The organism is Lentzea sp. NBRC 105346 (assembly GCF_030269605.1).
Lineage (GTDB): Bacteria > Actinomycetota > Actinomycetes > Mycobacteriales > Pseudonocardiaceae > Lentzea.
In genome coordinates, this window is sequence record NZ_BSTQ01000006.1 from 350,011 (window position 1) to 361,475 (window position 11,465).

Genomic DNA, 11,465 nt, shown 5'->3' on the forward strand with positions numbered 1-11,465 from the left:
CCGTGGCATCGTTGCGCATCTCGCAGTGTGCTCCACCTACCGGGGGACCGCCATGTCCGACGCAGGAACCGAGCAGAGAGTCGTCTGGTCGGAGCTGTTCATCGACCTCATCTGGGTGTTCGCGATCGCCCAGCTCGCGAGCCTGCTCGCGACCGGCAACGCGCTGGCGTTGCTGCTGCTCGTCCCGGTGTGGTGGGGCTGGGTGAGCATCACCGTGTACAGCAACGCCGCCGGGCAGCAGCTCGACATCGTCGCGGGACGGCTGGTGCTGTTCGCCGTCGCCGCGTGCGGTCTCGGCATGGCGGTGGCGATTCCGCAGGCCTTCGCCAACCATGGCGTGCTGTTTACAAGCGCATATCTCGCGCTGCGGCTCGTGCTCTGGTTGGCGATGCGGCCGCTCAGGTTCTACGACTCGAAGGCGGACCCGTTCACGGTCGGGCTCTTCGTCGCGGCACCACTGTTCCTCATCGGCGGTTTCCTGCCGCTGATACCGAGAATCACCCTGTGGGTGCTCGCCTCGATAGTCGAGATCGCGAGCCCGGTGTTGCTGCGCAAGTCGACGGCGACGTTCGAGACCGCGCACCTGCCGGAGCGGTTCGGGTTGTTCATCATCATCGCGATCGGCGAAACCGTTGTGGCACTGGGCAGTCAGCTGTCGAACACAGATGTGACGGCCGGCGCGCTCGGCCTGATGGCGCTGGCGTTCGTGTTCATCTGCGCGTTGTGGTGGACGTACTTCCACTTCGGCGCGTCGGCGATGCACCACTCGTTGCGCACCACGAAGCTGCAGGGCCGGATCGTGCGGCAGGTCTTCGCGTACGCGCACCTCGCGTACGTCGTCGGCATCCTGTGCGTCGCGGTGGGGCTCAAGAAGCTCGTGCTGCACCCGCTCGACGCACCGCACTCCATGCCGGAACTGTTGCTGGCGCCCGGAGTCGCGATCTTCATCGGCGGGTTCGCCTACAGCCGGTGGCGGATGTTCGGCGCCCCAACGCTCTTCCGCAGTGCGGCGACCGCGGCGTGCGTGGTCATCGCGCTCGTCGCGCCGCTGCTGCCGCAGGTGGTGACCGCCGTCCTCTGTGCGCTCGTGCTGATCGCTTTGAACGCCCTGGAGTACTTCTGGGTCACCACCGAACGGCCGCTGCTGCTCGTCTGGCAGCCTACAAACCCTTAGCCCGCAACCAGTTCCGCGTGGCGTCGTAGTACTCGGCCGCGTTGCGGTGCAACCCGAGCGAATGCCCGGCACCGGGCAGCACGTAGGTCTCCAGCTGCGCCTCCGGCCGGTAGTACGGCGCCTCGCCCGCCCGCAACGACGCCGCGGACGAGCAGTCGCGCAGTGCCAGCAGCCCGCAGAACAGCACGTCCTGCGACCCGACGGCCTGGAAGACGGGGACGTCGATGCCATACGTCGTCGGCAGGACGATGCCGAACACGGCGACCGTGCCCATGCCCGGCACGGAGACCTCGTCCTTGGTCGCCTCGTCGGCCGCGATCACCGCCTCGTCGGCGTTGGCCGAGTAGAACAACCCCCTGCGCGCGCCGGGACGCGTGGTGAACCACAGCGGATCGGTGCCGAGATGCGCGAGCTGGTTGTCCAGGAACACGGGCGTGAGGCCCAAAGCGGCTCCGACGGCGAGCGCGGGCACCGCGGGCATGTGCGTCATACCGGACAACACCACGCCGTCGACGTCGTGGTACGTGGCGGCTTCCGCGGCGACGATCCCGGAACCGACGGAGTGCCCGACGATCACGACCTTCTGGAACGCCGTGCCGCCGACGTGACCGGCCCGCAGGTGCGAGACGACCTCGTGCATCGAGCGCGCCTCGACGTTGATCAGCATCGGCAGCGACGCCGGGTGCGTGCTCTGTCCCGCGCCCAGCCGGTCGACGGCGAACGTCGTGAACCCGTTGCGCGCCATGTCCCGCTGGTACGAGTACTGCTCGATGCCGATGTCCCAGTACGCGCGGTTGTACGTGCCGCCGTGCACCAGCAGCTGCACGCTCGTCGGATTAGCGTTGGCGGGCTTGCACAACTGGCCGTGCACGGTCGCCGCGCCGCCGGTCGGCCCGGTCACCGGCAGGTCCAGTTCGGAGCACATCGCACCGGTCTGCGGCGAGACCAGGAGCGAGGCCGCCAGCAGCGCGGTGATCAGCAGGTTCACGGGTCGTTCCTCCGGAGTACCGCGGTCATGGGCAGCTGGTTGGGCTGCATCGTCGCTTTCACCTGGGCGTAGACACGCAGTCCGGGCACCGGGTCGAGCTGCCAGCGACGGGCGATCGTGGCGGCGACCATGGCGATCTCGGTCTGCGCGAAGAAGTGGCCGGGACAGAAGCGGGCGCCCGCGCCGAACGGGATGAACGCGCCCTTGGGCAGTTCGGCCGCGCGGTCCGGCGCCCAGCGGTCCGGGTCGAACCGGTCGGGCTGCGGGAAGTAGCGCGGGTTGCGGTGCAGCGTGTGCTGGCTGACCGCGACCTCGGTGCCCTTCTTGATGCGCACTCCGCCGAGCACGAGGTCCTCACGGGCGCGGCGCATCAGGATGATCGGCGGTGTGCGGCGCACGATCTCGTTGATGATGCGGTGCGTGTACTCCAGCTTCGGCAGGTCCGCGAACTCCACCGGCCGGTCGCCGACGACGGAGTCGATCTCCTCGTGGAACCGGCGCCGCACGTCCGGTCGCCTGCCGATCTCGTGGAAGAACCAGGAGAGCGCGACGGCCGTGGTCTCGGCGCCCGTGGTGAGGATCGTGACGACCTCGTCGCGGATCTGCTCGTCGCTCATCGGCTCGCCGGTCTCCTCGTCGCGCGCGGCGAGGAACGTCGACAGCAGGTCGCCGTGGTCCACGCCCTGTTCGCGGGCCGTGACAACGACTTCCGGGATGACCTCGCGCAGCCGTGCGGCGGCCTCGTCGAACCGGCGGTTCGCCGGAATCGGCAGCTTCTCCACGAACGGCGGCGAGAACGCCCGGACGAGCACGTACTTCAGCATGATCGGGATCGAGCGCCTGATCTCGTCGAGCACCCGCGGCCCGAGCTCCGCGGAGAACAGCGTGCGCGCGGCGATGGACAGCACGACGTCCTGCATCCGCTTGTCCACCTGGACGATCTCGCCCGGCTTCCACTGGTCCGCGAGGTTCTCCGCGTAGGTGCGCATGGTGTGCTCGGCGTAGCCCTCGATGCGGGCACGGCTGAACGCGGGCAGCACCATCCGCCGCTGCCGCTGGTTGAACGCGCCGTTCGACGTGGCGAGCCCGTCGCCGAAGAGCGGGCGCATCTTGTCGAACACCACGCCCTTGTCGAACTTCGCCGCGTCGGTCGACAACACCTGCCAGGCCAGTTCGGGAGTGATCACCAGGAACACCGGCAGCGGGCCCAGGAAGATCCGCACCACGTCACCGCTCGCGGGCAGGGACGAGAGGAACTCGACCGGGTTTCGCAGTAATCGGACGGTGTGTCCCACCAACGGCCATCGGCCAGGAACATCCACGCGCGCAACCATATTGAGGACCGCTGCTCCGAAGCGAGGAGAACCACTCGATCGGATGTGCCATGGCCGATGTCAGCCATCAGGCCTAAGCTTCGGTTGTGTGAGCAAAGACCAGAGCTGGGTGCCGGTCGAGGTCGACACCACCGTGCCCAGCCCGGCCCGCGTGTACGACTACTGGCTCGGCGGAGGGCACAACTTCCAGTCCGACCGCGCGCTGGCCGAGAAGATCATCCAGCTCATGCCCGGTATCCGCGACGCGGCCCGGCTGAACAGGTCGTTCCTGCGTCGCGCCGCGTTGTTCATGGTCGAGTCCGGCGTGCGTCAGTTCCTCGACGTCGGATCCGGCATCCCGACCGTGGGAAACCTGCACGAGATCGTCCAGGAAGCCGACCCGGAATGCCGGGTCGTGTACGTGGACAAGGATCCGGTCGCCGTCGCGCACAGCGAGCTGCTGCTGTTGGGCAACGAGCGAACCACCGTGCTGCGCGCCGATCTCCGTGACGTCGACAGCATCTTCGAGTCCGAGCAGGTCTCCCGGTTGATCGACCTCGATCAGCCCGTCGGCCTGTTCATGTTGCTGCTGCTGCATTTCGTGCCGGACGACTGGAAACCCGTTTCCGTTCTCGGCGAATACCGCGACCGGCTGCCGCGGGGCAGTTTCCTCGCTCTGTCGCACGTCGCGGCCGAGGCCAAGCCCGCGGGCATGGACGAGGCCGTGCAGACGTACAACGCGAAGAGCGCGCAGAACCAGGCCTACCTGCGCAACCGGGACGAGGTGCTGCGTTTCTTCGACGGCTACGAGCTGGTCGAGCCGGGACTGGTCGGATGTCCGGCCTGGCGGCCCGAGGGATGCGGGGACTTCTCGCCGACCGCCGAGATCAACGCCGTGCCGTGGTGCGGTGTGGGGGTGAAGTCGTGATCGAGGGAGTACACGCCATCGTGTTCGGCCCGGACGCCGAGGCGGCCAGGGCCTTCTTCCGGGACACGCTCGGCCTCGGCGGCGTGGACGCGGGCGGCGGCTGGCTGATCTTCGCGTTGCCACCGGCGGAGGTCGCGGTTCATCCGACGGACGGCCAGGCGATGCACGAGCTGTACCTGATGTGCCGCGACATCAACGCGACGGTCGAGGAACTGAAGGCCAAGGGCGTGGAGTTCACGCAACCCGTCGCGGATCAGGGCTGGGGACTCGTCACGAGGCTCAAAATCCCTGGTGGGGGCGACATCGGGCTGTACGAGCCGCGGCACCCGTCACCGCTGACGGCCTTCGGTCAGTGATCGGTCAGCTCGCTGACAGCACCGGTCGGCAGAGTTCTGGCCATGACGAACATCCTGATCTCCGGCGCCAGCATCGGCGGCCCCGCACTCGCGTACTGGCTGCGGCAGTACGGCTTCGACGTCACCGTGGTGGAGCGGGCGCCCGCCCCGCGCGCCGGTGGCCAGGCCGTGGACGTGCGCGGCCCCGCGCTCGACGTGATCGACAGGATGGGCCTGCTCGACGAGGTCCGCGAGCTGTGCACCGGCATGCGCGGCATGACCGTGGTCGACCCCGAGGGCAACGAGCTGTTCAGCAGCACCGAGCGCACGCTGACGGGCGGTGAGCTGGACAGCCCGGACATCGAGATCATGCGTGACGACCTCGCCGACCTGCTCTTCGACCGCACCGAATGCGTCGAGTACCTGTTCGGCGACACGATCGTCACCCTCGATGACCGTTCGGACGGCGTGCACGTCACGTTCGAGAACAACGCGCCCCGCACGTTCGACATCGTGGTCGGCGCGGACGGCCTGCACTCCAACGTGCGCAGGCTGGTGTTCGGGCCGGAGGAGCAGTTCATCTCGCACCTCGGCACGTACCTGTCGGTGTTCACCACGCCGAACTTCCTCGACCTCGACCACTGGCAGGTGTTCTGCCAGGCCGGCGTGCTCGGCGGCGGCGTGATGAGCGCGCGCAAGAACACCGAGGCCCGCTTCTACCTGGGCTTCGAGTCGCCCGAGCCGATCAAGTACGACTACCGCGACGTCAACGCGCAGAAGCAGCTGATCGCCGACGCGTTCGCGTCGTCGGGCTGGGAGTTCCCCAACGCCGTCGAGCACATGTGGAACGCCGACGACTTCCACTTCGACTCGATGAGCCAGATCCACCTGGACACCTGGTCGCGCGGCCGCGTCGTGCTGCTCGGCGACGCCGGGTACTGCGGTTCGCCGATGTCCGGTCAGGGCACCAGCATGGCGCTCGTCGGCGCCTACGTGCTGGCCGGCGAGCTGGCGGCGGCGCGCGGGGACCACGTCACCGCGTTCGCCCGGTACGAGGCCGAGATCCGTGACTACGTGCGGGCCAACCAGCAGCTGGCGCTGGACAACAAGGCGCGCGTCGAGGCGCAGGTGTTGGAGTCGCAGGGGGAGGAGGTCGGCGACATGCCGACCATGGAGACCTTCACCGAGACCGTGAACTCCTTGGTGCTCAAGGACTACTCGCCGATGTCGTAATTCCGCCGCAAGGCGCTTAGGCTGGGAAGGTTCACACCCTGCGCCCTGCCGCGGGTGGCCATCGCGGAGGGACGGCGACGCATGGGACCGCAACTCGACGAGTTGGCCGACGTGCTCCAGGTGGCGTGCAAGGTCAACGGAGCGGACCGGGGCAACGTCCAGCTGTTCGACCGGTGGCTCGGCGGGTTGCGGATCGTCACGCACACCGGGTTCGAGAACCCGTTCCTCGACTTCTTCAAGCTCGTGCGCGATGACGGTTCGGCCTGTGCGGCCGCGATGCGGCGCGGTGACGTGGTCGTCGTGGACGACGTGCGCAGGAGCCCGCTGTTCGACCGCGCGGCGAAGCAGATCATGGTCGACGCCGGGGCGTTGTCGGTGCAGTCGACTCCGTTGATCACTTCGGACGGCCGGCTGGTCGGGATGCTCAACACGCACTCGACCGTCCGTGGCAGCCCACGTGCGGAGAGCAATACCTCGTCCATCGGCTCGCCGACGTCGCGGCCGACTGGATGAACCAGTCGGTAACACGGACGTCCTCCATATCGACCTGATCGATGTGGGGCGCACCGCGCCGATCCTGTTGGAGGTGACGGCGTGAGAGCGCGCTACCTGTTCGTAGTCGCGATACTGCTCGCGGTGACGGCTGCCGCGAGCCAGGCTCCGAACTCCGCGCCCACGCGCGGCTTCACCCCCGTGCTCGTGCCCGCACCGGCGTCGTTGCAGGTGAGGTCCGGTGTCACGTTCATGCTGACGCCGTCGACCCAGATCCACTCGGACGACGCGGGTGTCGGCGATTTCCTCGCCCAGCTGTTGCGCCGTTCGACCGGCTACCCGCTCGAAGAAGGCGAGCACGGCATCTCGCTGCTGCTGTCCGGCGCACCGGCGGACGCGGGCGACGAGGGGTATCGGCTCGACGTGTCCGACACCGAGATCGTGGTGCGTGCGAACAAGCCCGCGGGCCTGTTCAACGGCGTGCAGACGCTGCGGCAGTTGCTGCCGCCGGACGTGGAGAGCAAGGAGGTGCGCGACGCGTCGTGGACCGTGCCGGGCGTGACGATCACCGACCGGCCCCGGTTCGAGCACCGCGGCGCCATGCTGGACGTGGTGCGGCACTTCCAGCCGGTCAACGTGGTGAAGGACTTCATCGACCGGATGGCGTTGTACAAGCTGAACTACTTCCACTGGCACCTGACCAACGACCAGGGCTGGCGCGTCGAGATCGAGAGCTGGCCGAAGCTCGCGACGGTCGGTGGCAGCAAGCAGGTCGGCGGCGACCGGGGTGGCTACTACACCAAGGCGCAGTACCGCGAGATCGTCGCGTACGCCGCCGCGCGCAACATCACCGTCGTTCCCGAGATCGACATGCCCGGCCACACCAACGCGGCGCTCGCGTCGTACCCGGAGCTCAACTGCAACGGTCAGGCCAAGCAGCTCTACACCGGTGTGGACGTCGGCTTCAGCAGCCTGTGCGCGGGCTCGGAGACCACCTACGCGTTCGTCGACGACGTGGTCCGCGAGATCGCGGAGATGACGCCCGGCCCGTACTTCCACATCGGCGGCGACGAGGCGAACGCGACCTCGCCCGCGGACTACCAGGCGTTCATGGACCGCGCGCTGCCGATCCTCGCCAAGTACGGCAAGACGCCCATCGGCTGGCACGAGTTCATCCGCACCACCGAGGACCCGTCGGCGATCCCGCAGTACTGGAGCGCCGACCGCGGGGACGACTCCGTGCTCGGCCACGAGGTGATCCTGTCGCCGCCCAACCACGCGTACCTCGACATGAAGTACAACCGCGGCACCGAACTCGGCCTCAACTGGGGCGGGTACGTCGACGTGCGGGACTCCTACGACTGGAACCCCGGCACCTTCCTGGTGAACGTGGGGGAGGTGTCGATCCGCGGCGTCGAGGCTCCACTGTGGACCGAGACCGTGGTGACGCCGGACGACATCGAGTACATGATGTTCCCGCGGCTGCCCGCGATCGCCGAGCTGGGCTGGTCGCCGTTCGCCACGCACAGCTGGGACTCGTTCCGCGTGCGGCTCGGCTCGCACGGGCCGCGCTGGGAGATCATGGGGATCAACTTCTATCGGTCGAAGCAGATCCCGTGGTCAGGCCGCCACCAGGCGGGATCGTAGCCACCACACCACTCCTTAGTGGAACAACTATGGCTGCGTTCGGGGCGAGGAGGTTGTCAAGCAGGCCTCGCGGGTAGCCGAGTGACATGGCGGACAGAGTTGTCGTGTTCGCGCCATCGCCGCAGCTCACGATCACCGTCGAGGACCTCGACGGGGAACCGGACGTGCACCTGCACGCCGGTGGTCAGGGCTTCTGGCAGGCGCGCATGATCGCCGCGCTGGGCGTGGAGGCGGTGCTCTGCGCGGGGTTCGGCGGGGAGACCGGCCGCGTGCTGCGCACCCTCGTGCTCGAAGAGGGCATCGTGGTGCGGGCCCGTGAGGTGGCCGCGCAGAACAGCGCCTACATCCATCTGCGGGAGGAGGACGGCCGGACCCCGGTCGTCGAGATGCCCGCGGCCGCGTTGTCCCGGCACGAGCTGGACGACCTGCACGAGTTGACGCTGGTAGAGGGCCTGCGCGCGGGGACCGCGGTGCTCAGCGGGCCAACGAACGACCGGGTCTTGCCGGCGGACACGTACCGGCGGCTGACCGCCGACCTGTCGAGCAACGGCTGCCAGGTCGTCGTCGATCTCGCGGGCGAGCGGCTCTCGGCGGCGCTGGAGGGCGGTCCGGCGGTGATCAAGGTCAGCCACGAGGAGCTCGGACTGTCCAAGGTGCCCGAGCTGGTCGAGGCCGTGCGGGAACTCGCCTCGGGCGGCGCGCGGATCGTCGTGGTGTCGCGGGCGGAGGAGCCCGCGCTGGCGTTGATCGAGGGCGAACTGCACTTCGTCGAGCTGCCGTCGCTGGAACCGGTGGACACGCGTGGCGCGGGCGACTCGATGACCGCGGGAATGGCGGCCGCGCTCGCGGAGGGATGCCCGGCCGAGGAGGCGGTGCGGCTCGGTGCCGCGGCCGGTGCGGTGAACGTGACGCGGCACGGGCTGGGGTCCGGTCGCGGTGAGGCGGTCCGCGCGATGGCGGAACGTGTTGTGCTCAAACCGATCGAGGACGGCTGATGCGTGCTTTGGTGACGAACGACGACGGCATCGACTCGCCCGGTCTCGCGGCGCTCGCCCAGGCGGCGCTCGAGTTCGGGCTCGACGTGATGATCGCGGCGCCCGCGGTGGAGTCCAGCGGTACCAGTGCCGGGCTCACGGCGGCCGAGGACACCCGCCGGATCATCTCCCAGCGACGGGTCGTGCCCGGCCTCGACGGCGTGGAAGCCCTTGCGGTGGAGGCACATCCGGGCCTGATCTCGTTCGTCGCGTGCCGCGGCGGGTTCGGCGGCACGTTCGACTTCGTGCTGTCCGGCGTGAACCGCGGCGCCAACGTCGGGCGCGCGATCCTGCACTCCGGCACGGTCGGCGCGGCCCTCACGGCTCAGGTGAACGGCGTGTCCGGACTCGCCGTGTCGCTGGACGTCGGCCTGGAGCCGCAGGAGTTCCGCTGGGACACGGCGGTCGAGCTCGTCGCCGCCGTGCTGCCGATGCTGACGTCGCTGCCCGCCGCGTCGGTGCTGAACCTCAACGTGCCCAACCGGCCGGTGGCCGAGGTGAAGTCCTTGGTGTGGGCGGAACTCGCGACGTTCGGTGCTGTGCAGAGCAAGGTGGACGAGGTGAGCGAAGGCGTGATCGAGCTCGTCACGGTCTACGCGTCGGAGGATCCGGATCCGGGGTCCGACGCGGACCTGCTGGGCGAGGGACGCGCGACGCTGACGCCGCTGCTGTCCGTGTCCGGTGATCCTACGATCGAGCGTCCCTCGCCGGCCTGGCCAAGGTGATCACGGCGCCGACCACGGCGGTGCGCACCTCGAGGAAGCCCTCGGCGTTGATCTCGTTGAGCCCCAACGACAACCAGCCGAAGAAGATCAGCAACGCCAGGCCGTACATGCGCGCGAGATCGTGCCGCACGGACATCACCACGCCGAGCGCGCCGACGCCGAGTTGGATCACGTGGTACTCGGGGCTGAGCCCGAACAGGTCGGACCAGCCGAAGGCGAGCTGCACCAGCCCGGCCGCGAGAGTGATGATCTGCGGCCTGGTGAACTCGGCGTCGGTGTCCAACCAGGCCATGCTGACTACCCCTTACTGCGCCATGCCATTTCGTATCTGGCTCTTCTCGCGCTGTCCCGCTCGGCGTTGCGGGTCCGGCGGCCGTCGGTGGCGGATCCCCTGGGGTACCCGTACTTGGTGAGCCGGTAATCCACGCTTTCGGGCGCATAGGACAGTGCGAAGTACAGTCCCACGATCAGTCCGAGCGCGCCGCAGGCTAGCGCCAACGGCCACGGTGAGTCGAGGGCGAGAACCAAGGTCAGCGCGATCGCCGCGGTGAGCGGCAGTACCTGGATCAGCGAGCGGATCGTGAAGCGTGCCAACCAGGTAGGTCGAGTCACGTCGTCGTAAACCCACTCGCGGTACCTCCGGGGCAACCGCCCGCCCGCGAAGTACCACACGCGCAGCGCGAGGTTCGGGTTCATCTGGCCGCCTCGATGACGCGGTGCAGCACCTTGTTCAGCACCATCAGCTCCTCGAACGTCATACCCAGCCGGTCGACGACTTTGAACGGGATCTTCAACGCCTCCGTGCGCAGCGCCCGGCCGGTCTCCGTCAGCTGGAGCGCGAGAGCGCGCTCGTCGCGCCGGTCGCGCTCTCGCCGGACGTAGCCGACCGTCTCCAGCCGTTTGACCAACGGCGACAACGTGCCGGGGTCGAGCTGCAGGAGGCCGCTCAGGTCCTTGATCGACAGCGGGGACTGCTGCCACAGCGCCAGCATCACCAGGTACTGCGGGTGCGTGAGGCCCATCGGTTCCAGCAACGGCCGGTACACGGCCACCACGCTGCGGGAGGCGACGGACAGCGCGAAGCAGACCTGGCGCTCCAGCGCCAGGGGGTCCTCAATACTTTGTGCACCAATCATTGGTGTACACGATATCACCTGAACGACGTGACCGTCCGCTTCAGGCCGTCTTCGACCGGCGTCTCGGGGTGCTCGACAGGTGAGCCGGAGACATTCTTGATCAGTTGGGCGAGTTCCAGGACGGTGTGCTCGACTGGGCTGCCGATGTTGATGGGGCCCGTGTGCGTGGTGTCGCCGTGCACGGTGATGGGTTTCTTGCGCAGCGCCTGATCACCTGAACGACGTGACCGTCCGTTTCAGGCCGTCTTCGACGGGTGTCTCGGGGTGCTCGACAGGTGAGCCGGAGACCTTCTTGATCAGCTGCGCGAGCTCCAGGACGGTGTGCTCGACGGGGCTGCCGATGTTGATGGGGCCCGTGTGCGTGGTGTCGCCGTGCACGGTGATGGGTTTCTTGCGCAGCGCCTGATCACCTGAACGACGTGACCGTCCGTTTCAGGCCGTCTTCGACGGGTGTCTCGCG

The 11,465-nt window shown here is 68.3% G+C and carries 15 protein-coding genes; 8 read left to right on the forward strand and 7 right to left on the reverse strand.

Annotated elements, in window-relative coordinates; all coding sequences use genetic code 11:
* The first annotated feature begins 52 nt into the window (after positions 1-52).
* Positions 53-1,174, forward strand: coding sequence for a low temperature requirement protein A (locus QSK35_RS16005; protein WP_285746765.1), 1,122 nt, complete (start codon positions 53-55; stop codon positions 1,172-1,174).
* On the opposite strand, the gene QSK35_RS16010 is transcribed toward QSK35_RS16005, so the two are convergent.
* Both QSK35_RS16010 and QSK35_RS16015 read right to left on the reverse strand, forming a co-directional pair.
* Positions 1,161-2,156, reverse strand: a complete 996-nt coding sequence (locus tag QSK35_RS16010; protein WP_285746966.1) for an alpha/beta hydrolase — start codon at positions 2,154-2,156, stop codon at positions 1,161-1,163. The two genes, QSK35_RS16005 and QSK35_RS16010, sit on opposite strands and share 14 nt — an antisense overlap.
* 2 nt (positions 2,157-2,158) lie before the next feature.
* Positions 2,159-3,484 (reverse strand): cytochrome P450, encoded by a 1,326-nt coding sequence (locus tag QSK35_RS16015; RefSeq protein ID WP_285746766.1) that lies wholly within the window; start codon positions 3,482-3,484, stop codon positions 2,159-2,161.
* A gap of 100 nt (positions 3,485-3,584) precedes the next feature.
* Here QSK35_RS16015 and QSK35_RS16020 point away from each other — a divergent pair, with 100 nt between their 5' ends.
* From QSK35_RS16020 to surE, 7 genes are all read left to right on the forward strand, one after another.
* Entirely contained in the window at positions 3,585-4,403 is an 819-nt protein-coding gene (locus QSK35_RS16020) for an SAM-dependent methyltransferase (protein WP_285746768.1), read from the forward strand.
* The gene (locus QSK35_RS16025) at positions 4,400-4,759 is read left to right on the forward strand and encodes a VOC family protein (RefSeq protein WP_285746770.1); all 360 of its coding nucleotides are present in this window, start codon (positions 4,400-4,402) and stop codon (positions 4,757-4,759) included. The genes QSK35_RS16020 and QSK35_RS16025 overlap by 4 nt, the downstream gene beginning before the upstream one ends.
* Positions 4,760-4,801: 42 nt before the next feature.
* Complete coding sequence (locus QSK35_RS16030; RefSeq protein WP_285746772.1) at positions 4,802-5,971, forward strand: FAD-dependent monooxygenase; 1,170 nt, start codon at positions 4,802-4,804, stop codon at positions 5,969-5,971.
* An 81-nt stretch (positions 5,972-6,052) separates the two neighbouring features.
* The gene (locus QSK35_RS16035) at positions 6,053-6,484 is read left to right on the forward strand and encodes a GAF domain-containing protein (protein ID WP_285746774.1); all 432 of its coding nucleotides are present in this window, start codon (positions 6,053-6,055) and stop codon (positions 6,482-6,484) included.
* An 81-nt stretch (positions 6,485-6,565) separates the two neighbouring features.
* A complete protein-coding gene (locus QSK35_RS16040; RefSeq protein WP_285746775.1) occupies positions 6,566-8,110 on the forward strand; it encodes a beta-N-acetylhexosaminidase in 1,545 nt (514 codons plus the stop codon).
* Positions 8,111-8,196: 86 nt separating this feature from the next.
* On the forward strand, positions 8,197-9,105 hold the full coding sequence (locus QSK35_RS16045; RefSeq protein ID WP_285746777.1) for a 1-phosphofructokinase family hexose kinase: 909 nt from the start codon (positions 8,197-8,199) through the stop codon (positions 9,103-9,105).
* Entirely contained in the window at positions 9,105-9,869 is a 765-nt protein-coding gene (gene surE / locus QSK35_RS16050) for a 5'/3'-nucleotidase SurE (RefSeq protein WP_285746779.1), read from the forward strand. The genes QSK35_RS16045 and surE overlap by 1 nt, the downstream gene beginning before the upstream one ends.
* Here surE and QSK35_RS16055 read toward each other — a convergent pair.
* From QSK35_RS16055 to QSK35_RS16075, 5 genes are read right to left on the reverse strand one after another with little or no spacing between them, the layout of a single operon-like run.
* Positions 9,832-10,161, reverse strand: coding sequence for a hypothetical protein (locus QSK35_RS16055; RefSeq protein WP_285746781.1), 330 nt, complete (start codon positions 10,159-10,161; stop codon positions 9,832-9,834). The genes surE and QSK35_RS16055 overlap by 38 nt on opposite strands.
* Before the next feature lie 5 nt (positions 10,162-10,166).
* On the reverse strand, positions 10,167-10,565 hold the full coding sequence (locus QSK35_RS16060) for a DUF5313 family protein (protein ID WP_285746782.1): 399 nt from the start codon (positions 10,563-10,565) through the stop codon (positions 10,167-10,169).
* Positions 10,562-11,005: a MarR family winged helix-turn-helix transcriptional regulator gene (locus QSK35_RS16065; protein WP_285746784.1), complete on the reverse strand. Its 444-nt coding sequence runs from the start codon at positions 11,003-11,005 to the stop codon at positions 10,562-10,564. The genes QSK35_RS16060 and QSK35_RS16065 overlap by 4 nt, the downstream gene beginning before the upstream one ends.
* Positions 11,006-11,019: 14 nt before the next feature.
* On the reverse strand, positions 11,020-11,187 hold the full coding sequence (locus QSK35_RS16070; protein WP_285746785.1) for a hypothetical protein: 168 nt from the start codon (positions 11,185-11,187) through the stop codon (positions 11,020-11,022).
* A 28-nt stretch (positions 11,188-11,215) separates the two neighbouring features.
* Entirely contained in the window at positions 11,216-11,383 is a 168-nt protein-coding gene (locus QSK35_RS16075; protein ID WP_285746787.1) for a hypothetical protein, read from the reverse strand.
* Positions 11,384-11,465: the final 82 nt, after the last annotated feature.

What these genes read in the sequence shown, in the direction of transcription:
- QSK35_RS16005 (WP_285746765.1), top strand. Translation starts at nt 53, where the DNA reads ATGTCCGACGCAGGAACCGAGCAGAGAGTCGTCTGGTCGGAGCTGTTC.
- QSK35_RS16030 (WP_285746772.1), top strand. Translation starts at nt 4,802, where the DNA reads ATGACGAACATCCTGATCTCCGGCGCCAGCATCGGCGGCCCCGCACTC.
- QSK35_RS16035 (WP_285746774.1), top strand. Translation starts at nt 6,053, where the DNA reads ATGGGACCGCAACTCGACGAGTTGGCCGACGTGCTCCAGGTGGCGTGC.
- QSK35_RS16045 (WP_285746777.1), top strand. Translation starts at nt 8,197, where the DNA reads ATGGCGGACAGAGTTGTCGTGTTCGCGCCATCGCCGCAGCTCACGATC.
- surE (WP_285746779.1), top strand. Translation starts at nt 9,105, where the DNA reads ATGCGTGCTTTGGTGACGAACGACGACGGCATCGACTCGCCCGGTCTC.
- QSK35_RS16055 (WP_285746781.1), bottom strand. Translation starts at nt 10,161, where the DNA reads ATGGCCTGGTTGGACACCGACGCCGAGTTCACCAGGCCGCAGATCATC.
- QSK35_RS16060 (WP_285746782.1), bottom strand. Translation starts at nt 10,565, where the DNA reads ATGAACCCGAACCTCGCGCTGCGCGTGTGGTACTTCGCGGGCGGGCGG.
- QSK35_RS16065 (WP_285746784.1), bottom strand. Translation starts at nt 11,005, where the DNA reads ATGATTGGTGCACAAAGTATTGAGGACCCCCTGGCGCTGGAGCGCCAG.